At 37.3% G+C, this 26,472-nt stretch carries 27 protein-coding genes; 20 read left to right on the top strand and 7 right to left on the bottom strand.

Annotated elements, in window-relative coordinates:
- Positions 1 to 14: 14 nt before the first annotated feature.
- Positions 15 to 761: a metallophosphoesterase family protein gene (locus tag AC59HC_RS03535; RefSeq protein WP_429816327.1), complete on the bottom strand. Its 747-nt coding sequence runs from the start codon at positions 759 to 761 to the stop codon at positions 15 to 17.
- A gap of 370 nt (positions 762 to 1,131) precedes the next feature.
- Here AC59HC_RS03535 and AC59HC_RS03530 point away from each other — a divergent pair, with 370 nt between their 5' ends.
- The 6 genes from AC59HC_RS03530 (at position 1,132) to AC59HC_RS03505 (ending at position 6,066) form a co-directional block, all read left to right on the top strand.
- Complete coding sequence (locus AC59HC_RS03530) at positions 1,132 to 1,749, top strand: NAD(P)H-dependent oxidoreductase (RefSeq protein ID WP_496558011.1); 618 nt, start codon at positions 1,132 to 1,134, stop codon at positions 1,747 to 1,749.
- Positions 1,746 to 2,630 (top strand): NAD-dependent epimerase/dehydratase family protein, encoded by an 885-nt coding sequence (locus AC59HC_RS03525; protein WP_202843246.1) that lies wholly within the window; start codon positions 1,746 to 1,748, stop codon positions 2,628 to 2,630. The genes AC59HC_RS03530 and AC59HC_RS03525 overlap by 4 nt, the downstream gene beginning before the upstream one ends.
- A gap of 2 nt (positions 2,631 to 2,632) precedes the next feature.
- A complete protein-coding gene (locus AC59HC_RS03520) occupies positions 2,633 to 2,920 on the top strand; it encodes a putative quinol monooxygenase (protein ID WP_110010915.1) in 288 nt (95 codons plus the stop codon).
- A 2-nt stretch (positions 2,921 to 2,922) separates the two neighbouring features.
- A complete protein-coding gene (locus AC59HC_RS03515) occupies positions 2,923 to 3,675 on the top strand; it encodes a type 1 glutamine amidotransferase domain-containing protein (RefSeq protein WP_202843248.1) in 753 nt (250 codons plus the stop codon).
- A gap of 228 nt (positions 3,676 to 3,903) precedes the next feature.
- On the top strand, positions 3,904 to 4,887 hold the full coding sequence (locus AC59HC_RS03510) for an aldo/keto reductase (RefSeq protein ID WP_429816334.1): 984 nt from the start codon (positions 3,904 to 3,906) through the stop codon (positions 4,885 to 4,887).
- Between the two features lie 210 nt (positions 4,888 to 5,097).
- The gene (locus AC59HC_RS03505) at positions 5,098 to 6,066 is read left to right on the top strand and encodes a cyclase family protein (protein ID WP_202843252.1); all 969 of its coding nucleotides are present in this window, start codon (positions 5,098 to 5,100) and stop codon (positions 6,064 to 6,066) included.
- 474 nt (positions 6,067 to 6,540) lie between these two features.
- Here AC59HC_RS03505 and AC59HC_RS03500 read toward each other — a convergent pair whose 3' ends face one another.
- The 3 genes from AC59HC_RS03500 to AC59HC_RS03490 form a co-directional block, all read right to left on the bottom strand.
- The gene (locus tag AC59HC_RS03500; RefSeq protein ID WP_202843254.1) at positions 6,541 to 6,984 is read right to left on the bottom strand and encodes a carboxymuconolactone decarboxylase family protein; all 444 of its coding nucleotides are present in this window, start codon (positions 6,982 to 6,984) and stop codon (positions 6,541 to 6,543) included.
- Positions 6,985 to 6,992: 8 nt separating this feature from the next.
- Complete coding sequence (locus AC59HC_RS03495) at positions 6,993 to 7,424, bottom strand: DoxX family protein (protein WP_202843256.1); 432 nt, start codon at positions 7,422 to 7,424, stop codon at positions 6,993 to 6,995.
- A gap of 63 nt (positions 7,425 to 7,487) precedes the next feature.
- Positions 7,488 to 8,060 carry a Crp/Fnr family transcriptional regulator gene (locus tag AC59HC_RS03490; RefSeq protein ID WP_062675366.1) on the bottom strand — a complete coding sequence of 191 codons (573 nt, stop codon included), beginning with the start codon at positions 8,058 to 8,060 and terminating at the stop codon, positions 7,488 to 7,490.
- Positions 8,061 to 8,125: 65 nt separating this feature from the next.
- Here AC59HC_RS03490 and AC59HC_RS03485 point away from each other — a divergent pair, with 65 nt between their 5' ends.
- The 4 genes from AC59HC_RS03485 (at position 8,126) to AC59HC_RS03470 (ending at position 11,954) form a co-directional block, all read left to right on the top strand.
- Positions 8,126 to 8,491, top strand: a complete 366-nt coding sequence (locus tag AC59HC_RS03485) for a DUF1304 domain-containing protein (RefSeq protein ID WP_429816339.1) — start codon at positions 8,126 to 8,128, stop codon at positions 8,489 to 8,491.
- 527 nt (positions 8,492 to 9,018) lie between these two features.
- Positions 9,019 to 10,269, top strand: a complete 1,251-nt coding sequence (locus AC59HC_RS03480; RefSeq protein WP_429816342.1) for a quaternary amine ABC transporter ATP-binding protein — start codon at positions 9,019 to 9,021, stop codon at positions 10,267 to 10,269.
- A 1-nt stretch (position 10,270) separates the two neighbouring features.
- Positions 10,271 to 11,098 (top strand): ABC transporter permease, encoded by an 828-nt coding sequence (locus AC59HC_RS03475; protein ID WP_110367868.1) that lies wholly within the window; start codon positions 10,271 to 10,273, stop codon positions 11,096 to 11,098.
- Between the two features lies 1 nt (position 11,099).
- Positions 11,100 to 11,954 (top strand): glycine betaine ABC transporter substrate-binding protein, encoded by an 855-nt coding sequence (locus tag AC59HC_RS03470; RefSeq protein ID WP_496558010.1) that lies wholly within the window; start codon positions 11,100 to 11,102, stop codon positions 11,952 to 11,954.
- A gap of 299 nt (positions 11,955 to 12,253) precedes the next feature.
- Here AC59HC_RS03470 and AC59HC_RS03465 read toward each other — a convergent pair whose 3' ends face one another.
- Positions 12,254 to 12,637, bottom strand: coding sequence for a winged helix-turn-helix transcriptional regulator (locus AC59HC_RS03465; RefSeq protein WP_202843266.1), 384 nt, complete (start codon positions 12,635 to 12,637; stop codon positions 12,254 to 12,256).
- 92 nt (positions 12,638 to 12,729) lie between these two features.
- Here AC59HC_RS03465 and AC59HC_RS03460 point away from each other — a divergent pair, with 92 nt between their 5' ends.
- Positions 12,730 to 13,578, top strand: coding sequence for an NADP-dependent oxidoreductase (locus AC59HC_RS03460; protein WP_496558009.1), 849 nt, complete (start codon positions 12,730 to 12,732; stop codon positions 13,576 to 13,578).
- Positions 13,547 to 13,852: a cupin domain-containing protein gene (locus tag AC59HC_RS03455; protein ID WP_496558008.1), complete on the top strand. Its 306-nt coding sequence runs from the start codon at positions 13,547 to 13,549 to the stop codon at positions 13,850 to 13,852. Before AC59HC_RS03460 ends, AC59HC_RS03455 begins: the two co-directional genes overlap by 32 nt.
- 202 nt (positions 13,853 to 14,054) lie before the next feature.
- On the opposite strand, the gene AC59HC_RS03450 is transcribed toward AC59HC_RS03455, so the two are convergent.
- Entirely contained in the window at positions 14,055 to 14,516 is a 462-nt protein-coding gene (locus AC59HC_RS03450; protein WP_395972608.1) for a thioredoxin fold domain-containing protein, read from the bottom strand.
- Positions 14,513 to 16,582: a TonB-dependent receptor plug domain-containing protein gene (locus tag AC59HC_RS03445; protein WP_496558007.1), complete on the bottom strand. Its 2,070-nt coding sequence runs from the start codon at positions 16,580 to 16,582 to the stop codon at positions 14,513 to 14,515. The genes AC59HC_RS03450 and AC59HC_RS03445 overlap by 4 nt, the downstream gene beginning before the upstream one ends.
- A gap of 123 nt (positions 16,583 to 16,705) precedes the next feature.
- Between AC59HC_RS03445 and AC59HC_RS03440 the strand changes: the two genes are divergently transcribed.
- The 8 genes from AC59HC_RS03440 to AC59HC_RS03405 all read left to right on the top strand — a co-directional run bounded on the left by AC59HC_RS03440 (position 16,706) and on the right by AC59HC_RS03405 (position 26,407).
- On the top strand, positions 16,706 to 17,857 hold the full coding sequence (locus tag AC59HC_RS03440; RefSeq protein ID WP_343641575.1) for a homogentisate 1,2-dioxygenase: 1,152 nt from the start codon (positions 16,706 to 16,708) through the stop codon (positions 17,855 to 17,857).
- A 427-nt stretch (positions 17,858 to 18,284) separates the two neighbouring features.
- Entirely contained in the window at positions 18,285 to 19,796 is a 1,512-nt protein-coding gene (gene scpC / locus AC59HC_RS03435; RefSeq protein ID WP_202843290.1) for a succinyl-CoA:acetate CoA-transferase ScpC, read from the top strand.
- 220 nt (positions 19,797 to 20,016) lie between these two features.
- Positions 20,017 to 21,291 (top strand): acetyl-CoA hydrolase/transferase family protein, encoded by a 1,275-nt coding sequence (locus AC59HC_RS03430; RefSeq protein WP_110010900.1) that lies wholly within the window; start codon positions 20,017 to 20,019, stop codon positions 21,289 to 21,291.
- A 138-nt stretch (positions 21,292 to 21,429) separates the two neighbouring features.
- Complete coding sequence (locus tag AC59HC_RS03425) at positions 21,430 to 22,221, top strand: hypothetical protein (RefSeq protein WP_343641580.1); 792 nt, start codon at positions 21,430 to 21,432, stop codon at positions 22,219 to 22,221.
- A 237-nt stretch (positions 22,222 to 22,458) separates the two neighbouring features.
- Positions 22,459 to 23,589, top strand: a complete 1,131-nt coding sequence (gene hppD / locus AC59HC_RS03420) for a 4-hydroxyphenylpyruvate dioxygenase (protein WP_202843296.1) — start codon at positions 22,459 to 22,461, stop codon at positions 23,587 to 23,589.
- 69 nt (positions 23,590 to 23,658) lie between these two features.
- The gene (locus AC59HC_RS03415) at positions 23,659 to 24,120 is read left to right on the top strand and encodes a hypothetical protein (protein ID WP_137905145.1); all 462 of its coding nucleotides are present in this window, start codon (positions 23,659 to 23,661) and stop codon (positions 24,118 to 24,120) included.
- Between the two features lie 52 nt (positions 24,121 to 24,172).
- A complete protein-coding gene (fahA, locus tag AC59HC_RS03410; protein WP_330745417.1) occupies positions 24,173 to 25,420 on the top strand; it encodes a fumarylacetoacetase in 1,248 nt (415 codons plus the stop codon).
- Between the two features lie 162 nt (positions 25,421 to 25,582).
- Entirely contained in the window at positions 25,583 to 26,407 is an 825-nt protein-coding gene (locus AC59HC_RS03405; protein ID WP_411414283.1) for a flavin reductase family protein, read from the top strand.
- Positions 26,408 to 26,472: the final 65 nt, after the last annotated feature.

The following is a 26,472-nucleotide window of genomic DNA, read 5'->3' as shown; positions in this document are numbered from 1 at the left end:
AAGTTACAAAATAATTATAATATTAATACATTTTCATTCTTAAGAAACGAAGCATAATAATCCGGAATCCCGCTTTCATGTATCTGTCGGACAGTTTCATCAATCGGATAAGATAACTGTACAATTTCAGGGGTGATTTTTTCTTCATCCAAAGTCAGTACCAGATAAGAAGCCAGTCTGTTTTCTTCTTTGGAGCGGCCTACAGAACCGCAATTAACGGCCCATGTATTATTTCCGAACTGTTTTTTAAATGATAAATGGGTATGTCCCATTACGATCAGATCGGCTTTTGCCCATTCCAGCATAGATGTAAAAACCTCATCATTTTCTGATTCATACAAATAAGTATCATTGCTTTCAAGACTGGAATGAACCAGCTGGATGTTCCAGTGCTTTTTACCTGTTTTGTAATTTAACTTTAAGTGAAAAGGCAGCCCGGAAAGAAATTTTTTATTCGGTTCTGTAATATGTTTTTTAGAATGATCTATCGCAATGAATCTGGCATTCGTCTCTTCTTCTGAATGCTTAGGCAAAGGAACAACAGGAATATCAAAAGCAATTCTTTCATCATGATTTCCCATCAGACATGGAATGTTCAGACTTCTTATTTTTTCTATTACTTCATTTCCCCAGGGCGCAAAATCTACCAGATCTCCCAGGCAGAATTTTTGGCTTATTCCCCTCTGCTCAATATCCTTTAATACCACTTCCAGTGCAGGAAGATTTCCATGCACATCACTAAAAACAGCTATCTGTATCATTGTCCTTCAATTTGTTAGGCAAATTTACCTGTCGGAAAATAATTCCGGTTCAGGGATTATATGATATTTTACCATGAAAGGGGAAATTGTCAATCGTCAATTTTTGCTTCGCAAAGTCAATAGTGAATGATTAACTGCTGATTAGAAATACCTGTATATACAAACAAATCGGCTGCACTTAATCCAGGACCACGTACCCCAAAACTCGTAAAAAATTCACAAGCGAAGCGTATTGACCATTGACCATTCACATATATAACCTTACCTCCAAACTATAATTTAAATAATAATTCCATATAATTTATATTATTTTTATTATACAATAATCTGATCTAACTTTGCAGAGTAAAATTTAAACAATCATAAAAAAATGAAAAAAGTACTAATCATCAACGGAGGACAGAATTTCGGACATTCCGGAGGAAAATATAATCAGACTATCGCAGACAATACATTAGCCGTTCTTAAAGAATTTGAAAATGTAGAAGTAAAGATAACGAATGTAAGTGAAAATTATGACAAACATGAAGAAGTGCAGAAGTTTGTCTGGGCAGATTACATCATTTACCACACTCCTATCTGGTGGTTCCAGCTTCCGAACGGATTGAAAAAATATATTGACGAAGTCTTCACGGCAGGTCATGCAAAAGGAATTTATATGAGCGACGGAAGAAAGGCTGAGAGTCCTGAAATCAACTATGGTACAGGAGGAATGCTTGGCGGGAGAAAATATATGTTAACAACAAGCTGGAATGCTCCTGCAACTGCTTTCACACTTCCCGGAGAATTCTTTAATGAAAAAAGCGTGGACGAAGGTCCTTTATTTGGATTCCACAGAATGAATGCCTTTGTTTCAATGGAAAAAATGGAAAGCTTCCACTTCCACGATGTGGAGAAAAACGCCAATATAGAACGCGATATGAAGCTTTACAAAGAACATGTGAGAAATGTTTTTGAAAAAGAATTAAGATCTGAACTGGTAACATGAAAAAAATACTGATCACAGGTATTACCGGCTATATAGGCGGAACTATCGCAAAAAAACTCCTCGACAGGAATTATGAAGTGACAGGACTAGTTCGTAATGAAACCCATGTGCAGGAACTGGAATCATTAGGAATCAAAACCATTGTGGGAAATATTCATGAGGAAGACCTCATCAGAACAGCGGTTTCTGATATTGATGCTGTGATCCATAATGCAGATTCAGCAGATGATGCGTATGCAGCAGATAACTTTATCAAAGCTCTGGAAGGAAGTCAGAAAACCTTTATATTCACTTCAGGCTCTGCCATTTTTGGTGGAAAAGAGAATGGTAAAAAAAGTGACTTTATATTCAGAGAAGATTTCCCTTTGCAGCCAAGACTGGAAATGGCATCAAGAGTATTGATCAACAATTACGTCCTGCAATCTGCCAGCAAAGGCATACGAAGTATTGTTATTGTTCCTACCATGGTTTACGGAGAAGGTTTAGGAATTAAAAAAGACAGCATTCAGATTCCGGCTCTTATCAACTTTTCTAAGGAGAAAGGGCATGGAGTTTATTTTGGTGAAGGTGAAAATATCTGGTCCAACTTACATATTGAAGATCTCGCAGATCTGTATGTACTCGCATTGGAAAAAGCAAAAGGAGGCTCTATCTATTATGCAGAAAACGGTTCATCTTCTCTGAAAAACATTGCAGAAAAGATCAGTAAAAAATATAACTTACAATCAGCTAAATCATTAAGCATACAGGATGCGGTTGACAAATTTGGTCCTGCAGGAGGTTATTTCGGTTTTGCATCCAACAGCAGATGCAGTTCAGATAAAGCTAAAGCAGAACTGGATTGGAAACCTATCTATAACTCTATTGAAAATTTTATTTAATTATGAAAATTCATCTTACAGCCATTATAAAATCCAAGGAAGAACATCAGGCAGAAGTACTGGAAGTTCTTCAGAATATGGTAAAAGAAACAAGAAAAGAAGAAGCTTGCGAGCTTTACAGCCTTCACCAGGGAATTGAAGACAAAAATGAATTTGTTTTCTACGAAATCTGGAAAAGTAAAGAAGGACTGGATCAGCACAATCAGCAGCCTTATATCCAGGCTTTCGGAGCTTTGGTTGAGGAGAAACTTCAGGAAAAACCACAGATTTATACCACCAATCTTATTTAACAATGAAAAAATTAGTGTTTTTAATGCTTGCGGTCTTTACGATAGGATTCGTACAGGCACAAACCAAAAAATCAAAGAATATGAAAAAGAAAATATTATTCGTCGTAACCAGTCATGACAAAAAAGGCAGTACAGGTGAAGATACAGGATATTATCTGGGTGAAGTTTCTCATCCGTGGGAAGTTCTTCACAAGGCAGGATATGAAATAGACTTTGTAAGTCCGAAAGGCGGAACTCCTCCGGTAGACGGCTTCGATTTGAAAGATCCTGTCAACAAAGAATTCTGGGAGAACAAGGAATATAAAAACAAAATTGATCACTCAATGACTCCGTCACAGGTCGATCCTAAAGAATATTCAACCATCTTTTATGCAGGAGGACACGGAGCAATGTGGGATTTTGCAGACAATAAGGAACTTTCAGATATCGCTTCCAAAATTTATGAAAACGGAGGTATTGTTGCCGGAGTATGTCATGGTCCCGCAGGTTTGGTGAATATCAAACTGAATAACGGGAAATATCTTGTAGACGGTAAAAAAATCAATGCTTTTACCAATGAAGAGGAATCTGAAGTAAAATTAACAAACGTTGTTCCATTCTTACTGGAAGATAAACTGAAAGAAAGAGGAGCAAAATTTGAAAAATCCGGGCTTTGGCAGAATCATGTGGTAACCGATCAGAGAGTGATCACAGGACAGAATCCACAGTCAGCAAAAAGCGTTGGAGAAGCTATCGTAAAGGAATTAAATAAGTAACAAACAATTTTTAACCACAAAAGTCACAACAGTTTTCAGTCACTTAAGTAAAAAAAGATGCTATTCAGAATACAGAGAAGAACACTTAAGTTCTTTTTAAATCCGAAAAGTTCTTAGAAGTGTCACTATTGAAACAGCGAGAATTCCCCTCCTCCGGAGGGGTGGCGAAAATTCAAAGAATTTTTGACGGGGTGGTTTAACACAACAACAATTTTTAAACAAACAAAAATGGAATATAGAAAATTAGGAAACACAGATTTAGAATTATCAACTATCACACACGGTGCTTTTGCTATTGGTGGAAATATGTGGGGCGGTAATGAAAAACAGGATTCTATCAATTCTATTCACGCATCATTAGATCATGGTGTAACTTCTATCGACACGGCTCCATTCTATGGTTTCGGACTGAGTGAAGAAATGATCGGTGAAGCTATCAAAGGAAAAGACCGTTCAAAAATTCAGCTTTTAACAAAATTTGGATTGGTATGGGACGGAAGCAACAACGGAAAAGGAGAATTTTTCTTTGATGCAGAAGATGAAGGAAAAACACTTCCGGTTTATAAGCTGGCTTCAAAAGAAAACATCATCAAAGAAGTTGAAGAGAGTTTAAAAAGATTAGGTACAGATTATATTGACCTTTTACAGCTTCACTGGCCGGACAGCACAACGCCTATCTCTGAAACTATGGAAGCAATGGAACTATTGATCCAGCAGGGAAAAATCCGTGCTGCTGGAGTAAGCAACTACAGCGTGGCTCAGATGGAAGAAGCTAACAGGACTTTAAACCTTGCCAGCAACCAGGTTTCTTACAGTATGCTAAACCGTGCAATCGAAAATGATCTTGTTCCGTATTCTCTGGAAAACAATTCTGGAATTATCGTGTACAGCCCGATGGAAAGAGGTCTTTTAACCGGTAAATATTTCAAGGAAACCCAATTGAAAGATAACGACCACAGAAACGGATATTTCTCTCAGTTTGATCTGAATAAGGTAAAAACTTTCTTAGAAAAAATTGAGCCTATTGCACAGGAAAAAGGAGCCAGCCTTTCTCAACTGGTATTAAGATGGACTACGTTACAACCAGCTATTACAGTTGTATTGGCAGGAGCAAGAAATGCACACCAAGCCATCGAAAACGCAAAGGCAATGTCTATCGACCTTTCACAGGAAGAATTGAACTTCATCAATTCAGCTTTAAGCGAAATATAATACAAAGCTGGAAGAAGGGGCAGGAAGATGGAAGTTCTATTAGTATATTGATAATTAGGAAGCTTCTATTGCACTATTTTGCAGGTAACAAAAGAGATTCCTCCTAAGTCGGAATGACGATTGAAGTTAAATTGCATTGATTATCCGACGTCAATAACTTCCCTCTTCCAGCTTCCAGCTTCCTTTCTTTTAACCTCAATCCTTATAAAAATGAAAAATAATCTGATCAGAATGTTCGGGTTAGCTACACTATTGACTATCAACAGCATTAATTTAAAAGCTCAGACACTCGTCAATCCTGAAGATAAATCATGGTATCCTTCGGCTTACGGTACGAAAGATGAGATTGGAGCAGCCAATCTGTTAACACCGGAAGTTGTAAAACAAGCACTAGGACTGGTAAAACAAGGTAAAACGTTAGCACTTGCCGTTCCTATTGATAAAAACCTGCCTGCTTTCAGACACAGAAGTTTTAATTTATACAATATCCAACCCGGAGAACAGGGCGGAAAAAGCATAGGTCCTAATAAATTCACCTTCAATGATGAATTAGTAAACGGATGGACCGGAGTTGGAACACAACTGAACGGTATCGGACACATTGGTATTGACAACACTTACTATAACGGGAACAAGGCAACAGATTTCGTAACCGTAGAAGGCGTAAAAAAACTGGGTGTTGAAAAAGTACCTCCTTTCGTTACCCGAGGTGTAGTGCTTGATATGACTGCTCATTATGGAAAATCAATTGTGCCGGGAGGAACAGAATTTACGGTTGAAGACATTAAATCCGTTTTAAAGAAACAAGGACTTACTCTGCGAAAAGGTGATATCGTTCTTTTCAACACCGGATGGCTTGAATTGATCGGTAAAAACAACCAGCAATTTCTGGAAACAGAACCCGGAATAGGAATGGATGCCGCAAAATGGCTTGCCGACCAGGGAATCGTAGCTTTTGGTGGCGACACCTGGGCTTCTGAAGTCTATCCTAACCCAAAAAGTAAGGAAGAATTTCCCATCAATCAGTTTATGCTGGCTAAAAAAGGAATTTATAACCTGGAGCTGATAGACAGCCGTCCTTTGGTAAAACAAAAAGTCTGGGAATTTCTATTTGTGCTGGGACAGCCTTTGTATGTAGGTTCTACTCAGGTGAATGTAAATCCTGTGGCGATTTATTAATTTAAATGCTTACAGTAGGTTGTTTAAAATTTTATATTTATTATTTTAACCACAAAAGGCACAAAAGTTTTTTCAGAACCAAGCCTCATACGTAATAAGTACACCTTAGTTTTGTGAAAATCTCTGATTTTCATCTTGTGTGAACTTTTCTGCAGTATCATTTCAAACTTACTTAAGTGAACTCAAGTGTTTTAAAATGAACCCTTTTGTGACTTTTGTGGTTTGGTAAAATTCAAACAACTTTTATATCCGAGAAACGAAGAGACAATGTAGTTCTGTTTAAAAAAATAAAATTAACCTTAGAATTTATTTTTAGAATTAATACCCAAACTGTGTTACATTGTCAATTTGAATTTTACATTAAAACGGCCTTTCAAAAATTTGAAAGGCCGTTTTTATAAAAAGTAAACATCCGTAATTACGCAGTCTTCATCAACTTCCATCTTTCTTCCATCACTCAACTTCCTGACTCCGTTATTTTGCAATTGGAATATGCGTGCTCACTGCAATTCTGTTCCAGGCATTGATGGTAATAATCGCCATAATAATCTGAGCGATCTGGTGATCATCAAAGAATTTTTTAGCCTTCTGGAAAGTTTCTTCTGATAATCCGTTTTGACTGATCAGTGTAATTTCCTCTGTCATTGCCAAAAGTACCTGCTCTTCTTCAGTGAAAAATTCTTTCGCTTCTGTCCATCCGTTCAGAATAAAGATTCTTTGAGGATTTTCACCGTATTTGATGGCATCTTTGGTGTGCATATCAAGGCAGAACGCACATTTATTGATCTGTGAAGCCCTGATTTTAATTAATTCCTTCTGAATATGGGTTAAAGAAGTGGTCTGTAAGTATGCTTCTAATCCCATCATTGCTTTGTAAGCTGCTGAATCTACTGTTGCAATATTTAATCTTGCGCTCATAATATGTATTATTTTTTGGTTAATTGATCTATACTTAAAGAATAATGCTGCTGTACCGCCAGTAAAAGAGCGGCTGCACTTCCCACCCATACAGAATAGTTTAGTGGGGCTTTGGAACCTGATGCAATGGTCATAGAGATGGCAAAAACGAGTAGCAGTGCACTGCTTCCATAGGCTGCAAACTTTGTTTTAAATCCAAAAATAAGCATCAAAGGAAAAAGAATTTCTAAAAAGGTTGCGGTATACGCTGAAACCGTACTCAAAGCTTCCGGAAGAAAAAAGGTAAGCTGTCTTGTGTATTCTTTAAAACGCTCCATGTTTCCCCATGAAGAATTTTCTTTGCTCCATAATCCGAACCTGTCTGCTACTGCAGAAAGCATCGTAACGGCGAGAGCCAGTCTTAAAAAAAGTTGCGGAAATTGATATTTTTGATCTGTCATTGCATTAACTTTTAATCACATGACAAATTTCCGTCTTCTGATCCGTAAAAAACTTAAACTGGTTTAAGATCGTAATTTTGCTCTGATTTCACTCAGATATTCCGGAGTAAGATTCAAAAATGAGGCAATCAGATATTGAGGAATCCTTTGAATAAACCACGGATACAATGTACTGAAATGCATATAAAGTTCTTCTCTGGACATCTCATATAAATAACGGATTCTGCGTTCCGCAGCAGCATATGCCCGCTGATAGATCATGCGGAAATACCTTTCCATAATAGGATGCTTTTGTAATAATTCTTCCTGGCGCTCCAGATCAATCACCAAAACGGAAGAAGGTTCTACCGCCTGTATAGAAAAGTTAGTTTGTATCTGCCTTTCGTAAGAAAATGTATCTGTAATCCACCAGTTTTCAATGGCAAATTCCGTCGTCTGCTCTACTCCTTTTTCATTGATAAAAAACTTTCTCAGACATCCTTTCACTACAAAATACATGGTTCGGCATACTTCACCTTCCAGCACCAGATTTTGCTTCTTTTTAACATCCATTACCTCAAAAAATGATACAATAGAAGTATATTCTTCGTCAGTTACCGTAATAAATTTGTTTAAATGTGATTTGAATGAATCCATTGTAAGATTTAATACTCAAACTTAACTTTATTTTTTTAGTTTTACAATGAGAAAAATATTGAATCATGGAAATCGTTGCTAAAATTCTGATCGCTGTCGTTGCACTGGAACACCTTTATATTCTTTGGATGGAAATGTTCGCATGGGAAACCAAAGGAAAAGAAGTTTTTAAAGCAGCTCTGCCTGCAGAAATGTTTAAACCAACGAAAGGACTTGCTGCCAACCAGGGACTTTACAATGGTTTCCTGGCTGCCGGACTGATCTGGTCATTCCTGATTAAAGATCCGCAATGGCAGACCAATGTGGCATTATTCTTTTTAGGATGTGTAGCTGTGGCCGGAATCTACGGAGCCCTTTCTGCCACTAAAAAAATATTTTTCGTTCAGGCATTACCTGCCATTCTTGCTATTATTGCCATTTTATTGAAATAATCTTACAGGTTATCTTTTAAAATAATTACCATATCCATCTCTCTTACCTTTAATGATAAGAGAAAATTCATCATGAAACCACCTCTTTAAAACTATATTGAAAATCAACAATTTACATAGGTAAAAATCCATTTAATATAAAATTCGTAAATTTGCACCGTCATAAAAAATTGATAGACAGTTTTTTGATGCTGGCAAGCATTTTGATGAAATGTAGCCATTCAAGTTGTTCAGTATACATATCTGTAATTACATCATCAGTAATTTAATTGTAGAATCTATGTAAAAGATCAGTTTCTTTTTACATAATACACTCTTTTTCTAGAGTATAATCTATTGAAATATTTAAAATAAACATAAGGCCAGCAGGTCTTTATGCTATTATTTTTTTGTTTAAAGCTTTTATCACCAAAGGCTTGGCAAATTATTTTATCCTATTACCAACAACAGAACAACGAAAGCTAAATGTATATAATGAATTGGTGTACAATTTTTTATATCAAATTATTAATTGAAAAATTCTGAATATGGAAAAAAATGAAAACACTCGAAAAGTAAAACTTAAAGTGGAAGACCTGACGATCATCTTTGGTAAAAACAAAGAAAAGGCACAGGAACTTCTGGACAAAGGTTTTTCCAAAAAGGAAATTCTTGAAAAAACAGGCTGTACCATAGGAATCAACAAAGCCAGTTTTGAAATCTATGAAGGAGAATTCTTTGTGATCATGGGACTTTCAGGAAGTGGAAAATCTACTTTACTGCGTTGTCTGAACAGACTGAATGAGCCCACATCAGGAAAAGTATTCATCAATGACGATGATATCACCGGAAAAAACAATAAAGAGCTGCTGGAAGTAAGAAGAACGGAAATGAGTATGGTTTTCCAGAAATTTGGATTACTTCCTCATCATACAATTCTTGACAATGCTGGTTTCGGATTAGAAATAAGAGGAGAAGACAAAGCTTCACGCGATAAAAAAGCACAGAAAGCGCTGGATATCGTTGGATTAACCGGTTTTGAAAATCAGTATCCTTCCCAACTTTCCGGAGGAATGCAGCAGAGAGTAGGATTGGCAAGAGCGTTGGCAAACGATCCAGAAGTTTTGCTTATGGATGAAGCATTCTCTGCATTGGATCCGCTGATAAAATCTGAAATGCAGGATCAGATGCTTGAACTGCAGAATACCTTACAAAAAACCATTGTCTTTATTACCCACGATCTGGATGAAGCCATTAAAATCGGAGACCGTATCGTCATCATGAAAGATGGTGTCATAGAACAGATAGGAACAGCTGAAGATATTCTGACCAATCCGGCAAGCGATTATGTAAAAGCGTTCGTAGAAAAAGTAGACCGTAAAACCATTATTACCGCAAGATCTTTAATGTTTGACAAAGCGACAGTTGTACGTTTCAGAAAAGACGGTCCTGAGGGAGCTTTAAGAAAAATGAGAGCCACGGGATTAGAAAACTTGCCGGTGGTAGATTTTCAAAATAAATTTCTGGGTTTTGTAACCCTTAATGATGTGGTTCGCATTGCCAGAAAGAAAGAACCTACGGTAGAATCTATTATCAACAGCAATGTTCCTTCGGTTTATCCTGAAGTAACTGTAGAAGAAATGCTGCCGCTGATCTCTGAAAATAAATCATCCATCGCTGTAATTGATGAAGACAATAAATTTTTAGGTCTTGTCACTCAGTTATCACTGGTCATAGAAGCGACCAAATTTAACGAAGAAGAGATTATTGAATTAAAAGAAATCGCAAACAACCAATAAGATGAATAAAACTATAGATATAGGTCAATATGTAGAAACTGCAATCAATTGGCTCACAGAAAACGGAAAACCTGTATTTGATGTCATAAAGCATCTGGGAAATTCCTCTATTATGGGGATTGAATGGGTTTTAACAAACACTCCTTTTTATGTAATCATTCTCTTTTTTACCCTGCTGGCACTATGGAAAGCCGGAAAAGGCATTGCTGTAGTAACGGCTGCCGGATTAAGTTTAATATTTTTAATGGGTCTATGGAAAGAAACCATGGAAACGCTGGCACTTATTTTTGTTTCCACCATTACCGCCCTTATTCTTTCTATTCCGCTTGGAATTTTAGCAGCGAAAAGCAAAATAGCTGACAAAATCATTCGTCCTTTACTGGATCTGATGCAGACTATGCCCGCATTTGTCTATCTGATCCCGGCTGTACTGTTTTTCAGTATCGGTAAAGTACCGGGTGCTTTTGCAACGATTATTTTCGCCATGCCGCCAGCAGTTCGATTAACGACACTGGGAATTGAAGCCGTTCCGAAAGATATTGTGGAGGCTGCCAGAGCTTTTGGTGCCACCAACCGTCAGATTCTGTTCAAAGTAGAGCTTCCTTTAGCGATGAAAACGATTTTAACAGGGATTAATCAAACCATATTGTTATCATTATCCATGGTCGTTATTGCAGGAATGATTGCTGCAGGCGGTTTAGGGGAGAAAGTACTGGAAGGAATTAATAATCTGGATATCGGATTAGGATTTGAAAGCGGATTATCCGTAGTGATATTGGCCATTATCCTCGACCGTATTACTCAGGGATTTGTAAAGAAAAAGCAATAAGATGAAACAACTTAAATATCTGTTTTTGCCCCTTTTAATGTTACTATTTACAGCATTAAGTTCGTGTGAAAACATAAAAAATTCTAAATATATTACCATAGGAATGGTAGACGGCTGGGCGGAAGATGTTGCAATGACGCACGTTGCTAAAGCTATTCTTGACCAGCAAGGTTATCATGTGATTATTCAAAAAGCTTCTACAGATATGATTCTGGCTTCGATGAATAATGAAGATACAGACCTTTTCATGGGAGTCTGGCTTCCTTACACTCATGCGAAAAAGCTTGCTAAATTTCCTGGGCTGACTCATCTTGGAACCAATTATGACAACGGTCGTATAGGATTAGTTGTACCTGAATACGTTCCTGTTAACTCCATTGAAGAGCTCAATCACAATAAAAATCAGTTCAATCAAAGAATCATTGGAATTGAAAAAGGAGCCGGATTAACCACCGGAACGGATAAAGCTATTGTTGACTATAACCTGGATTACCAACAGATCAATTCCTCTACGATTGCCATGATCACCGAATTACAGAATGCTATCCAACGTAAAGAATGGATAGTGGTAACCGGATGGCAGCCCCACTGGATGTTCGGAAAAATGAAGCTTAAATTTCTTGATGATCCTCAAAAGATATATGGTGAAGCAGAACAGATTAAAACTTACTCCAGAAAAAGCTTTGCAAAAGATCATCCTGAGTTGGCCAAATTCTTTTCAAAACTCCATTTTGATGATGAAAACATGTCTGATCTATTAATGAAAATGGAACTGAGTAAAAATAAAGAAGCCACCGCCAAAGAATGGGTGGAAGATCACTCTGAACTGGTACAGTCCTGGCTAGATAAAAATTAATAAACAGTTTGGTATTATTTAAAAATCCTCAACTCAACATGGGCTGAGGATTTTTTATCGACATAGATTAGTTGATTTTTTCTCTATGAAGCCATATTATTAGTAATCGCAAAGACGCAAAGAAATTTAATAATATACTGCTTTAAGGCGCAAGAACATTTCGACTTCGCTCAATGGGAGATTTTCAGCAAGTTTGTTTCAGTTAAAATTAACAGAATTAAATTTTATCAAAGATAAAATCCTTGCGCCTTAAGGCATATTTAAAAGAAAATTGTTGCGTCTTTGCGTTTTTCAATATCTCATAACGATCCCATTGATTCTTTGATTTTCTCACGATGAAGGATCCCCCAATTCACCAATGTTTCTGTGACCGGAAATACAGATTTCCCGTATTCGGTCACCGCATACGTTACCGTAATCGGCTTTGTATCCTGAATGGTTCTGGTGATCAGGAGATTCGTTTCCAGTTCTTTTAATTCTTTGCTTAACATTTTCGCAGAGATACCTTCTATACTGCGTTCCAACTTTTTAAAATGAATCATCTGATCCGGTCTGTTCGTCAGATACCGTAAAATCATCAGTTTCCATTTTCCTCCCAAAACGTCCAGACTGTCGCGCATCGCGAACAATTCCTCTGTGCAGCTGGCCTCTCTTTCAATGCCGTTTTCAATGATTTTTGCCATAATAGTTTCATAAAGGTAACTAGTTACCATTGGTTAACTAGTAGCAAATATAAACTATTCCCGCTTTACATTTGTGTATCAAATTTTAAAGTATGAAAACAGTTATTTTAAATAAAAACGGAAAGTTGGAAGACGGATTTGCAGAACAGCCAAAACCCAAAGGCAATGAAGTTTTAATTCAGATTAAAGCAAGTGGTTTCAACCCCATCGATTATCAGATGCTGGAAAATGAATTGGAACGGAAACTGATCAGTTCCCCGATATTAGGAAGAGAACTATCCGGAATTGTAGTGGATAAAGGTTCAGGAGTTAAAGAATTCAATATTGGAGATGAAGTCTATTGTGGCAGCGGTTCCATGGGAAGCAACGGCACTTACGCTGAATATATTGCAGTTCCTGAAGCCATTGTTTCCTTTAAACCAAAAAATATTTCTTTTGAACAGGCGGCTGCCATTCCTTCAGCAGGACTTACTTCTTTACAGATCTTTAACCGTTTAAAACTAAATCCGGAAAATACAGTTTTGGTAACAGGAGCAACCGGAGGAGTCGGTTCATTTTTGATCAAACTTTTATTAGCACATAATATTCGACAGATCACAACCACAGTGGGCAGTGAAGAAAACAGACAGATCCTTCTTAAACTGGGTTTAAAAGAACATCAGATCATCAACTATAAAGAAGAAAATCTTATCAGTAATATTCTAAAAGCCAATAACGACCAGCCTTTCGATTATGGAATTGATCTGGTTGGAAACTACATGTCGGAAGTGACTGCAGAAGTTTTGAAAATCAACGGAACCTATGTGGATGTCACGGCTTTGGTAACAAACGAAGCTCATGAAATACTGTTCAACAAAGGAACACTGATTATGAATATTTCCAATTACACTTACGGAATGATTAAAAAATATGAGTATTATAAAATTTCCACAGACTCCTAAAAATGGAACTTACTTCCGGTATGTCGTTGTTCCTCCCGATAAAAATTTAGGTATAGAATGGAAAAAGAATGAACCTCATCCAATGATGCATCAAACGCCAACACTGGATTATATCATTATTCTTTCCGGCGAACTTTACCTCATCATGGAGGAAGGAGAAACGCTTTTGAAACCTGGCGACATCGTCATTCAAAGAGGAACAAATCATGCTTGGAGCAACCGGTCTAATGAACCTTGCATTCAGCTGGCTGTTTTGATTGATGCAGAAATTTAATTTGTTGGAAAAACGCAAAGACGCAAGGATAAATAAATAATGTATTGTTTTTAAGGCGCAAGAAAATCAAAGATTTTCAGCAAGGATTAATGCATACAGTATTAGAATTAGACAATTTTATCGCAGATAAAATCCTTGCGCCTTACAGCATAATAATAGAAAATACTTTGCGCCCCTGCGCTTTCCAATAAAAACTCCCAATTTACAAAGCAGAAATCTCCAACAGTTTCTGCTTCATTTTTTCAGTCGTCATCTGCCCTTCCTGATAATACACCAGATTCTGATGCTTATCCAGAAATATCCACAAAGGATAAACAGGCTGATTTTTATTTTTTGACAATGCCAGCGCCAGCTCATGAATTCCGGAATTTCCATTCTGCAGATATTCAAACTCCTGATTCTGGAAATGAATTTTCTCCTTTGTCTTCTCTGACTCAAAGTTGATAAAATAAAAGTGATCATTGATCATACTCACCAGCTCTTTATCTTTATTCATACGGTAAGACTCAATCTTACAGACCGCACACCAATCTGTATATAGATGAATCACAACCGGTTTAGGATTTTCTTTCTGCTGAACCTCAAGATCAGAAAAAGTGCCTGTCTTCATCTGAGACAGATAAAAACAGGGCACTAACATTAAAAATAAAGCTATTTTTTTCATTTCAAAGTATATTTTACACCCAGAAATCCTCTGATTCCCTGCATCGGGGCGTAACCGTATGCCGTATCAAAAGTATAGTGATTAGGATTGTTGACAGGATCATCAACATATTTATCAAACGGGTCAAACGGTCTCATCAAAGGATCTTTAGGTCTGAAATTGAATAGGTTTTTTATTCCGCAATACACTTCAAATCCGGATTTAAAGCTCTTAGACACCTGAATATTGGCCAGAGAATAAAACGGTGAATATTCAGGGCGGTAGTCGTTTACCAGAACAGGAAGCCTCATGGGCCCGTAGAATTGTCCTGTAAAATCGATGGTCAGATTATTGGCGAACTTATATGTCAGATTATAAGTACCACTCCATTTCGGAGCATGCAATTGCTGTGTTTTTTGATTTTCATTATCAAATTTCTGATAGACATCCAGATACGTCACTCCCAGATTGACACTCAGAGGGAATTGAAAACTAAAATCCACATTCAGGGAAGCTCCCCGTGAAATTCCGTACCCATGAAGATTGTCATAAATAATTTTATCAGGGTCCGAATCAAAATCTCCCACGATTTTATTACTGAAATACGTATAAAATGCCGACGCATCAAGATTCACCATTCGGTTTCCTACAGGAATTTTCCAGATATAATTCAAGTTTCCGTTGATCGATCTTTCGGGCTTCAGGTCAGATTTTACCACCACTTCCCTTGAACCTGTCAAAGCAGCATGATCTTCCGTAAACAAATTCACTACTCGGAAGCCTGTTCCAAAGTTAAAACGTAAGGTATGGTATGGATTAGGATTAAATTTCCATGCAAACCTCGGTGAATGTACGGAATGATGCACTTTATCATAATCATATCTGTATCCAATCAGCAAAGTATTTTTATCATTGATTTCCCACTGATCCTGAATAAATGCTCCCCAGATCGGTGATTTCATAGGCGCATTAGTGATACCATCCGCAGCTAATGTTCCGGGAGTATTGTCATCGTAAAAAGTTCTTTTAAAAGTAAGTCCCGCAGTGATATCATGTTTTCCGAAACTCCTGTCCCAATAGGTCTGCACGAAAGCCACTTTTTGTGTCGCATTGAACGGATTGGAGCCATAAAATGAATTCTGATCATGGTAATTATAGGAAAACTGGGTCACAATATGTTCTTTCATGGGCCATTCATACAAACCAAAAATCTCTGCCCTGTTGGTATAGATACTTTCTCCGTACACCTCATCACTGCCACGGAAAGATTTATTCCACTGCATTTCACCACCAAAACGGTCTTCATACAGATATCTCATGGCAAAACTTGCCTGTCTGTTTTCCTTTCTTTTAAAATTCCACTTATTGAAAACCGAAATTCTGCTTTGTAAAGTAGCATCGGTGAAATTATCTTTATTCTGATCTATTCTTTCCTGAAAACTGAAATAGTTCAAACTTAATAATGAAGCTGCATTCTTTCCTACATTGAATTTAGTGGAAAGGTCCACATTATTTTCAAACCAGCTCGATGTCATCAGATCTACACTCAGCTTAGGAGCAGTCAAAGCATTTTTGGTGATAATATTGATAACCCCTCCCATCGCTTCAGAGCCATAGATAGAAGACGCAGGACCTTTTACAACTTCAATTCGATCTACCAGACTATTGGGGATTCCGCTTAATCCATATACGGTGGAAAGTGAACTTACAATCGGCATTCCGTCAATCAGGATCATGGTATAAGGCCCTTCCAGTCCGTTGATGTGAATATCTCCCGTATTGCACACAGAACAGTTCAGCTGAGGTTTTACTCCATTCACCATGGCAATGGCCTCAAAAATACTGGGAGTAGGATTTTTCTGGAAAAATTTCTGACTGTAAATCTCCACTGCCACAGGACTTTTCGACCTGCTCATCGGTTTTATGGTTCCGGTAACTACAACATCTTCAATGGTACTGGTCTTGAATTCCCTCTTAATAACGCTGGCAGAATCCTGACTTTTAGTCTGCTGCAAGCTCAAACTGTCCGTCTCCTGCGCAAAGCAATAGGTAGATAAAAAAGTAATAGAAAATAATATTCGCTTCATGAAATTAAAATTGTTAGACAAATCTAACAATTATTTTTCAAATACAAAACTTCTTCAAAAAAATATAGATGGATTGAATTCATGAAAAATGATTAAATTTGAGAAACTACATATGAAAGTAAAATGAGATATCATCAATCGGGAAATATCCCACCAAAAAGACACACGATCTTTAAGTCTCCTGAAGATAAATTTTACTATGAGCAGCTTTTCGGTACAGAAGGCTTCCATGGTATTTCTTCTCTGTTATATCATATCCACCGCCCTACACAAATCAAATCTATCGGTGAACCGAAAGATGTTACTCCAAAAATCGCTGTGGAAAAAAATGTGGCTCCGAGAATGTTTAAAGGAATGAACGTCACTCCTGAAGATGATTTTATGGACAGCCGAAAGATCCTTTTGATGAATAATGACCTGAAAATGGGACTGGCCAAGCCAAGAAAATCGATGGATTACTTCTACAAAAATGCAGAATGTGATGAACTTTTATATGTTCACCAAGGAAACGGAATCTTAAAAACATTTGTAGGTGATCTTGAATTCGTAACCGGAGATTATCTTATTATTCCGCGAGGAACTATCTATCAGGTAGAACTAAAGTCTGATGACATTGTGTTTTTCGTATTGGAAAGCCACTCTCCTATTTACACTCCGAAAAGATACAGAAACGAATTCGGGCAGCTTTTGGAACATTCTCCATTCTGCGAAAGAGATATAATTGCTCCTACTTACAGAGAACCCATCGATGAAAAGGGAGAATTCTTAATTAAAGTAAAAAAAGAAAACCAGATTACCGATTTCATCTACGCGACTCACCCGTTTGATGTAGTAGGCTGGGACGGATATTTTTATCCTTATAAATTCAACATTAAAAACTTCGAACCGATTACCGGAAGAATTCACCAACCACCACCTGTTCACCAGAATTTTGAGGGACACAATTTTGTAGTCTGCTCATTCTGTGCAAGAATGTATGATTATCACCCACAGGCGATTCCGGCACCTTACAACCACTCCAATATTGACTCTGATGAGGTATTATTCTATACGGAAGGAGACTTCATGAGCCGTAATCATATTGATTTGATGGACTTCACCCTTCACCCGGGAGGAATTGTACACGGACCTCATCCAGGTGCTATGGAAAGAAGTATCGGAAAAAAATTCACAGAAGAATATGCCGTAATGGTAGACCCTTTCCGCCCTTTGAAAATTACAGAAGAAGCTTTAAAAGTGGAAGATCCTTCTTATAAAACTTCATGGCTGGAATAGTCTACAAAGAATTAAAACAGTTTTAAACTTTACTATCAACCACAAAAGTCACAAAAGATATAAACGTTAAAAGTTTATAGGTGAATCTTTATTAATTATAAAGAACACAAAAGTTTTGAAAATCGAAGATTTTCCTCTAATGTGAACTTTATGCAGTATTAATACTGGCTTTTTCATTAAACAAAAGTATTTAACCAAGCTTTTGTGACTTTTGTGGTTAAAAATTCAAATAGATTTATTTTAATATTAAAAAAGTCTATTAAGTTCATATCAAAAAGTATTACTAAATACATACAAAAGACGCTTTAAATCCTTTATTTAAAGCGTCTTTTTTTGTAAATTTGTGAGGTATGGTTACCATATTGGCCATCATTATTTTTCATGACGCATCCTAAGTAATGGTGGTTTAAAACAAAATCAATATTACATGTTAGAAAGAATCAGATTAGAAAGTCTACGCGAAAAAGTAACTACCGCTGAAAACGCAGTAAAAATCATTAAAGACGGTATGACCATCGGGTCCAGCGGCTTTACGAAAGCAGGTGACAGCAAAGCCATTTTGCCGGCACTGGCAGAAAGAGGAAAAACCGAAGACCTTAAAGTCACTTTAATGACGGGAGCTTCACTAGGCCACGGTACCGATGGAAAGCTGGCTGAAGCCAATGTTCTGAAGAAAAGGATGCCTTTCCAGGTAGATCCTGTTTTAAGAAATAAAATTAACAATGGCGAAATTCTATTCATCGACCAGCATTTAAGTGAAAGTGCCGAACTCCTTCACACCAAAAATCTTCAGAGTATTGACGTAGCTATTATTGAAGCAGCCTATATTGAAAGAGACGGAAGTATTGTTCCTACTACATCTGTAGGAAATTCTGTGACATTTGCTGCTTTGGCTAAAAAAGTGATTATTGAAATCAATACCGAAGTTCCTGAAGAAGTTTATGGAATCCATGATATCTACCAGGCCGAAGATTATCCTTACAGAAATGTTATTCCTATCGTAGCGCCATGGAACAAAATCGGGAGAAAAAGCATTCCTGTAGATCCTGAAAAAATTGAAGCTATCGTATTTACCAACCGTAAAGACAGCCCGGCTGATATTGCAGAACCGGACGAAAAAACTACAGCTATTGCCAAACATCTTCTTGCTTTCTTTGAAAATGAAGTTCTTTTGGGACGACTTACCGACAGACTACTTCCTCTTCAGGCAGGTATTGGTAAAGTAGCCAACGCTGTTCTGACAGGTTTCAAAGACAGTAATTTTTATGATCTGACAATGTTTTCCGAAGTACTTCAGGACAGTACCTTCGATCTGATCGATTCCGGTAAGCTAAGCTTTGCCTCAGCATCTTCCATTACCGTTTCTCAGGAATGCTACGAAAGAGTATTAGGAAATCTTTCAAAATATAAAGACAAATTCGTTTTAAGACCTCAGAATATTTCCAATACACCGGGACTGATCCGAAGATTGGGAGTGATTGCCATCAATACCGCCATTGAATTTGATATCTATGGAAATGTAAACTCTACTCATATCGGAGGAACCAAAATCATGAACGGAATCGGAGGTTCCGGAGACTTCGCGAGAAATGCTTATTTAAGTATTTTCGTAACTCAGGCTGCTTCAAAAGGCAACAATATTTCTCACGTCCTTCCAATGGTTTCTCATACCGACCATACGGAACATGATGTTGATATTCTGGTAACAGATGTCGGATTGGCTGATTTAAGAGGTTTAGCTCCAAGAGAAAGGGCACAGAAAATCATTGACAACTGTGTTCACCCGGATTATAAAGAAGAATTACAATCTTATTTCGACAGAGCCTGCGAAAAAGGAGGTCATACTCCTCATTTATTACAGGAAGCCTTCAGCTGGCATTTACGATTTGCAGAAACCGGAAGTATGAAACAGAAAACAGCTGTAGAAGCCGCTAATTAAGATTTTCATCAAAGACCAAATAAAACAAAAAGGACTGAATGCCAATGCATTTGGTCCTTTTCCCGTTAATTGATATCCTGTTGATTCATATGACAAAAATCTGTACAATATCCTCAAAAAATTTATATGAACATAAAATTATAAAGATTATCTTTGAAAGAAGAGCGGTATTTTTATGAGATTTAAAATACGTTGAACACCCTTTTAAAAAAGACAAAATATGAATAATTACATCAGCGCAGAAGAAGCAATATATACAATAAAAAGCGGAAACCGTGTGTTCTTTCATGGCAGTGCATGTACCCCGAATTATCTGATTGACGAGCTGGCAAGACAGTCCGGCCGGTTGCAAAATGTGGAAATGGTTTCCATTACCCAGCAGGGAAATGTGGAAATTGCAAAACCACAATACAAAGACAGCTTTTTCATCAATTCTTTATTTGTTTCCACACCTGTGCGTGATGCAGTGAATTCTGACCGCGGAGACTTTGTTCCTGTTTTCTTAAGTGAAATTCCTATTTTATTCAGAAAAAACATCCTGCCACTGGATGTGGCAATTGTCACCGTTTCTCCACCAGACCAACATGGTTTTTGTACGTTGGGAACTTCAGTGGATATTGCGAGAGCCGCTGTAGATACGGCAAAAATCATTGTGGCCATCGTAAACCCAAGAATGCCAAGAACCCACGGGGACGGAATGATCCACATCAGCAGAATCCACAAGCTGGTATGGCATGAAGAAGAGCTTCCAACAGTAGATTATGGCTCAAAAGTAGGCCCTGAAGAAATGCTGGTAGGAAAAAATGTTGCGGAGCTTATTGAAGACAGATCGACCCTCCAGATGGGTATCGGAACCATTCCTGATGCGGTTCTGAAATGCCTTACCAATCACAAAGATCTGGGAATTCACACAGAAATGCTGAGCGACGGTGTTATCGATCTGATTCAGGATGATGTGATCAATAATAAATACAAAGGCTACAACGATAACAAAACCATCACAAGTTTCTGTTTCGGAACCCGGAAACTCTATGATTATGTGGATGATAACACCGTTTTTGCTTTCAGAGACGTAAGCGAGGTTAATTTTCCAATCAATATCATGAGAAACAAAAAGATGGTTGCCATCAATTCTGCTATTGAAATAGACCTTACAGGACAGGTATGTGCCGACTCTATCGGAACGCTCCAGTACAGTGGAATCGGAGGACAAATGGATTTTATGCGCGGTGCTGCTTTAAGTGATGACGGAAAACCTATCATAGCCATTACCGCAAGAACCAAAAAAGGAATTTCCAGAATCGTTCCCTTTCTTAAGCAAGGCGCTGGTGTAGTTACTACAAGAGGGCATATTCATTATGTAGTAACTGAATACGGAACAGCTTATCTGTACGGAAAAAACCTTCGCCAGAGAGCACAGGAACTTATCAGCATTGCCCATCCGGATGACAGAGAAATGCTGGAAAGAGCTGCTTTTGAAAGATTTAAACATTGATAATCAAACCATAAAGTTTTCAAAACTATTTTTGCTATAAAAAATTAAAACAAATTTTGAATTTAACATCATAGAATCATATGAAAATATTAATTTTTTGGCAGTATATTTGATAAAATTCATTCAAAAACAAGGAAATTGAAAACTATATATAATTCGATACGAGACGAAGTTATAAAACATTCCAAGGTAAGGAATTCTGTTTTGGGGAATGTGAATGAATGGAAGAGAAGCCATTATATTATTCTTTCCGAAATCATCAAAGATGAACTCTCTGAGGCTGAAGAACTGAAGGGAGGAAAAAAATTTGAAATCGGAAATACCATTTCCCATGTTACCCTTCAACGTTTTTTTGAAAACGATTATCAGGATAAAACCCACAGTGATCTCAGATTTTTAAAAACACTGGATAAAATCTGTATCTTTTTAGGATATAAAGATCTTAATGATTACATCCTTACGGTAAGGTACAGAAAAGAGAATGATGAGGGAACAGATGACCAATCCTATCTTACACAGATGGTATATGATTACTGTGCTGCCGTTTTTGAATTTTATAAGCTGTTTCCGAGTCACAATACCGAACTTTTAAAAGGTCTGGTATTTGACAACTCTCCTTTTCTGGAAAGAGCTTCACAGTTTAGTAAAGAGTTGTGTGATAAAGATTTTCACCTGGTTACAAAAAACAACAGATCCAATTATGAAGTATTTGATATTCACGTTGTCACAGACGAACCGGACAAAAAAATACTGGAGTCTCAGGAATTCTGGAATCTTCTGTTCAAAGTGGGAGAAACCGGCGAAGAACATTTCGTGAATCAACTCAGTACCCAGATCTATTTTATCCGAAAAATAAATGATACCTGGAAGATATGGGATAATTATAATCCCGACGCAGGAATGCTCAACCGAAAAATTGAAACAATCTAAAATAAAAAGCCGCAGAGAAATCTACGGCTTTCATGTTTCGAAATATTTTTTTTTCACTTGTCTTTTTGTATAACAAATGTAGGCAGACGATTTTAAACTTATGAAACTTAAATATACTTAAGTAAACTCTTCTTTAACGTTATGTTAAATATATTCAATGAATCCGGGGGAATATTTTCGCAATGTCTAAGAATTTTGTAATTTGCATACCAATAAAATAAAAGTAAAAGAGAAAATATGTCAACACTTACATTTGCCGAGAAAATAGCTCAAGCAGAAAATTTCTTACCAATTAATGGTACAGATTATATTGAGTTTTATGTAGGAAATGCAAAACAGGCTGCCCATTATTACAAAACCGCTTTCGGTTTTCAGTCTGTAGCTTATGCGGGTCCTGAAACAGGAGTAAGAGACCGTGCATCTTATGTGCTTCAACAAGGAAAAATCAGATTGGTATTAACAACAGGACTTAAATCTGACTCTCCTATCAGTGAGCACGTAAAAAAACATGGTGACGGAGTAAAAATTTTGGCACTTTGGGTAGATGACGCTTATGCAGCTTTCGAAGAAACAACTAAAAGAGGAGGAAAACCTTATTTAGAGCCTGTAACGTTAACTGATGAGCAGGGTGAGGTAAGAATGTCCGGTATCTACACCTATGGAGAAACCGTTCACATGTTTGTGGAAAGAAAAAATTATAACGGTGCTTTTATGCCTGGTTATGAAAAGTGGGAAAGCGATTATAAGCCTGAAGAAGCAGGTTTATTATACGTAGACCACTGTGTAGGAAATGTTGACTGGAACAGAATGATCCCAACCGTAGAATGGTATGAAAAAGTAATGGGATTTGTAAACATCCTTTCTTTTGATGATAAGCAGATCAACACAGAATATTCTGCACTGATGTCTAAAGTAATGTCAAACGGAAACGGATATGCAAAATTCCCGATCAACGAACCTGCAGAAGGGAAAAAGAAATCTCAGGTAGAAGAATATCTTGATTTCTATGAAGGAGAAGGGGTACAGCACATTGCTGTAGCGACGAAAGATATCATCCATACCGTAACTGAATTGAAGAAGCGTGGTGTTGAATTCCTTTCTGCTCCACCGGAAGCTTATTACGACATGGTTCCTGAAAGAGTAGGTCATATTGATGAAGATCTTAAAAAACTTCAGGAGTTAGGTATACTTATTGATCATGATGAAGAAGGGTATTTATTACAGATCTTTACGAAGCCTGTAGAAGACCGCCCTACTCTATTCTTCGAAATTATTGAAAGACATGGTGCGCAAAGTTTTGGTGCCGGAAATTTCAAGGCGTTATTCGAAGCATTAGAAAGAGAACAGGAAAGAAGAGGTAATCTTTAATTTTACAATAAAATATAAGTTTTGTCAGAATACTGTATTCTGGCAAAACTTTTTTATAAAACACAGTATATGAGAAAACTTTTTATCGGGATTTTCCTTCTGGGAACCTTAGGGCTTAAAGCTCAATATGGAACTTTGAATGAAATCCTTAACCGACTTGAACAAAGAAAAGGCATCAATCAGCATCTTGAAAATGTAAATATTGATAACAAAAAGTTTGTTTTCATTAAAGATGAAGCCGATCATACGGAACGGGACTTTATTATCATCAAAGGAAATAATGCCACGTATGTAGAAGTTTTCGATGATAAAGCAACTGGAGAAAGCAGTTCCAATGTTTTTACCGGTGATATCATCAGGAAAAAAAATATTATTTCTTTACGGGCAGACATGCTTGAAAACAAAAAAATCCCAATGCCTGTCACGAAGACTTTACTGCTGACACAACAGGACAATATTTTATACCTCATCGATGTCAATACCAGAGACAGATGGATTGATGAAGCCTCTTATTCAAAAAAGACCAAATAAATGTTCCGGGGAATTCTCCGGATGATATTGAATCTAACTAAAATCTAAACTTATGAAATCATTTGTAGACTATTCCTCAAATTCGGATTTTTCTATACACAATATTCCTTTCGGAGTCGCAGTTTTTAACAAAGAATATATCGGATGCTGTACAAGAATCGGAGATCAGGTCATTGATCTTGCTACCTTGTACGATCTTGGATATTTTGAAGATATTGAAGGATTAGACGACAATGTTTTTGAAGCGTATACCATTAATGAATTTATCGAGCTGGGTAAGCCTGTTACCAATGCTGTTCGTACCAAAATCCAAACCTTATTGCAGGAAGGATCCACTTTATCAAAAGATCAGAAAACCATTGAAGAAGCTTTTTATGATCTGGATAAGGTAAAAATGATGATGCCTGTTCACATCCCGAACTATACTGATTTCTACAGCAGCATCGAACATGCTACCAACGTAGGAAAAATGTTCCGTGACCCGGCAAACGCTTTATTACCCAACTGGAAACACCTACCGGTAGGTTACCACGGAAGAGCATCCTCTATCGTAGTTTCCGGAACGGAGATCAATCGTCCGAAAGGTCAGACAAAACCTGCAGATGCAGATAAACCGGTTTTCGGACCATCTAAACAACTGGATTTCGAACTGGAAATGGCTTTCATCATCAATAAAAATACAGAGATGGGAGAAAGTATTTCTACTAAAGACGCTGAGGATGCCATCTTCGGAATGGTCGTTTTCAACGATTGGTCTGCAAGAGATATCCAATCCTGGGAATACGTTCCGCTAGGGCCTTTCCTTGCGAAAAACTTCGGTTCATCCATTTCTCCATGGGTAGTTACCCTTGAAGCTCTGGAGCCGTTCAGAACCGCTTCCCCGGTGCAGGATCCTGAGGTTTTAGACTATTTAAAATTTGAAGGTGATAAAAATTACGATATCAACCTTGAAGTATATATCCAACCTGAAAACGGAGATCAAAACCTGATCTGCGAAAGCAACTACAAACACATGTACTGGAATATGACCCAGCAACTGGCACATCATACGGTAAACGGATGTAATGTGGAAGTAGGTGATCTATATGCCAGCGGTACCATCTCAGGAAGTGATCCGAAATCTTTCGGTTCTATGCTCGAACTGACATGGAGAGGACAAAATCCTTTATCATTAAGCAACGGAGAAGAAAGAAAATTCATTGAAGACAATGATACGGTTACCATGAAAGCTTGGGCTGAAAAAGACGGTGTGAGAGTAGGTTTCGGTGAAGTTTCCGGTAAAATTATTCCAGCACTTTAATTTTTATCTAAATTTTAGCTCTGCACAATACTACTATTAAACCTTATAGGTTTTGAAAACCTATAAGGTTTGGTGGATGACATCGCTAGAAATATACTGCTTAACAGTTAGTATTCGAAATGTCATGCTGAGCGGAGTCGAAGCATCTTTTAAAGTAAAAACATGAAAACAGTAATCCCCTCCGAGATAACCTCCGTACAACTACAGACCATCATGCAGACCGCCGTTTCACCACGTCCCATTGCATTGGCTTCTACGGTAGATAAAGACGGTAATAATAACTTATCTCCTTTCAGTTTTTTTAATATGTTCAGTACGGTTCCTCCGATTTTGATTTTTTCACCATCGAGAAGGGTTCGTGACAATACTACAAAACATACGCTGGAAAATGTTCTTGAAGTACCTGAAGTAGTCATCGGAACAGTCAATTTTCCGATTGTACAACAGATCTCTTTAGCATCTACAGAATACGAAACCGGAGTGAATGAGTTTATCAAATCCGGTCTTACCATGAAAGATGCAGATCTTGTACAGCCTAAACTTATTGAAGAGTGTCCTGTTAACTTTGAATGCAAAGTTTTAGAAGTAAAATCATTGGGTGATCAGGGCGGTGCAGGAAATCTAGTGATCTGTGAAGTTCAGAAAATTCATATCAGGGAAGAATATCTGAATGAAGCCGGAAATCTGGATCAGAAAAAACTGGATATGGTAGCCCGTTTAGGCAGCAACTGGTATTCCAGAAGCAATGAAAACAGTCTTTTTGAAGTACCTAAACCTTTGGTAACAAAAGGAATCGGTTTTGATCTGCTGCCAGATTCTATCAAATACAGTAAAGTCTTTACAGGAAATGACCTTGGAATGCTTGCCAATACGGAAGTATTGCCTGAAGGTGACTTTCATGCTGATGAAAATATTCATCTCGACGCACAGAAATTACTTCTGGAAAGCAAAGTGGAAGAAGCGTGGGTTTTGCTCACTATTAAATAAAAAAATAAGCCTGAAATTTCAGGCTTATTTTTTTATGCTGGAAGTAAGAAGCTGGAAGTATATAA

This window comes from Chryseobacterium sp. DZ-32, assembly GCF_059587025.1.
Note: the sequence above shows the minus strand (reverse complement) of the source record. Positions and strands in the feature narration are given on the sequence as shown.

What these genes read in the sequence shown, in the direction of transcription:
- AC59HC_RS03535 (WP_429816327.1), bottom strand. Translation starts at nt 761, where the DNA reads ATGATACAGATAGCTGTTTTTAGTGATGTGCATGGAAATCTTCCTGCA.
- AC59HC_RS03530 (WP_496558011.1), top strand. Translation starts at nt 1,132, where the DNA reads ATGAAAAAAGTACTAATCATCAACGGAGGACAGAATTTCGGACATTCC.
- AC59HC_RS03525 (WP_202843246.1), top strand. Translation starts at nt 1,746, where the DNA reads ATGAAAAAAATACTGATCACAGGTATTACCGGCTATATAGGCGGAACT.
- AC59HC_RS03520 (WP_110010915.1), top strand. Translation starts at nt 2,633, where the DNA reads ATGAAAATTCATCTTACAGCCATTATAAAATCCAAGGAAGAACATCAG.
- AC59HC_RS03515 (WP_202843248.1), top strand. Translation starts at nt 2,923, where the DNA reads ATGAAAAAATTAGTGTTTTTAATGCTTGCGGTCTTTACGATAGGATTC.
- AC59HC_RS03510 (WP_429816334.1), top strand. Translation starts at nt 3,904, where the DNA reads ATGGAATATAGAAAATTAGGAAACACAGATTTAGAATTATCAACTATC.
- AC59HC_RS03505 (WP_202843252.1), top strand. Translation starts at nt 5,098, where the DNA reads ATGAAAAATAATCTGATCAGAATGTTCGGGTTAGCTACACTATTGACT.
- AC59HC_RS03500 (WP_202843254.1), bottom strand. Translation starts at nt 6,984, where the DNA reads ATGAGCGCAAGATTAAATATTGCAACAGTAGATTCAGCAGCTTACAAA.
- AC59HC_RS03495 (WP_202843256.1), bottom strand. Translation starts at nt 7,424, where the DNA reads ATGACAGATCAAAAATATCAATTTCCGCAACTTTTTTTAAGACTGGCT.
- AC59HC_RS03490 (WP_062675366.1), bottom strand. Translation starts at nt 8,060, where the DNA reads ATGGATTCATTCAAATCACATTTAAACAAATTTATTACGGTAACTGAC.
- AC59HC_RS03485 (WP_429816339.1), top strand. Translation starts at nt 8,126, where the DNA reads ATGGAAATCGTTGCTAAAATTCTGATCGCTGTCGTTGCACTGGAACAC.
- AC59HC_RS03480 (WP_429816342.1), top strand. Translation starts at nt 9,019, where the DNA reads ATGGAAAAAAATGAAAACACTCGAAAAGTAAAACTTAAAGTGGAAGAC.
- AC59HC_RS03475 (WP_110367868.1), top strand. Translation starts at nt 10,271, where the DNA reads ATGAATAAAACTATAGATATAGGTCAATATGTAGAAACTGCAATCAAT.
- AC59HC_RS03470 (WP_496558010.1), top strand. Translation starts at nt 11,100, where the DNA reads ATGAAACAACTTAAATATCTGTTTTTGCCCCTTTTAATGTTACTATTT.
- AC59HC_RS03465 (WP_202843266.1), bottom strand. Translation starts at nt 12,637, where the DNA reads ATGGCAAAAATCATTGAAAACGGCATTGAAAGAGAGGCCAGCTGCACA.
- AC59HC_RS03460 (WP_496558009.1), top strand. Translation starts at nt 12,730, where the DNA reads ATGAAAACAGTTATTTTAAATAAAAACGGAAAGTTGGAAGACGGATTT.
- AC59HC_RS03455 (WP_496558008.1), top strand. Translation starts at nt 13,547, where the DNA reads ATGAGTATTATAAAATTTCCACAGACTCCTAAAAATGGAACTTACTTC.
- AC59HC_RS03450 (WP_395972608.1), bottom strand. Translation starts at nt 14,516, where the DNA reads ATGAAAAAAATAGCTTTATTTTTAATGTTAGTGCCCTGTTTTTATCTG.
- AC59HC_RS03445 (WP_496558007.1), bottom strand. Translation starts at nt 16,582, where the DNA reads ATGAAGCGAATATTATTTTCTATTACTTTTTTATCTACCTATTGCTTT.
- AC59HC_RS03440 (WP_343641575.1), top strand. Translation starts at nt 16,706, where the DNA reads ATGAGATATCATCAATCGGGAAATATCCCACCAAAAAGACACACGATC.
- scpC (WP_202843290.1), top strand. Translation starts at nt 18,285, where the DNA reads ATGTTAGAAAGAATCAGATTAGAAAGTCTACGCGAAAAAGTAACTACC.
- AC59HC_RS03430 (WP_110010900.1), top strand. Translation starts at nt 20,017, where the DNA reads ATGAATAATTACATCAGCGCAGAAGAAGCAATATATACAATAAAAAGC.
- hppD (WP_202843296.1), top strand. Translation starts at nt 22,459, where the DNA reads ATGTCAACACTTACATTTGCCGAGAAAATAGCTCAAGCAGAAAATTTC.
- AC59HC_RS03415 (WP_137905145.1), top strand. Translation starts at nt 23,659, where the DNA reads ATGAGAAAACTTTTTATCGGGATTTTCCTTCTGGGAACCTTAGGGCTT.
- fahA (WP_330745417.1), top strand. Translation starts at nt 24,173, where the DNA reads ATGAAATCATTTGTAGACTATTCCTCAAATTCGGATTTTTCTATACAC.
- AC59HC_RS03405 (WP_411414283.1), top strand. Translation starts at nt 25,583, where the DNA reads ATGAAAACAGTAATCCCCTCCGAGATAACCTCCGTACAACTACAGACC.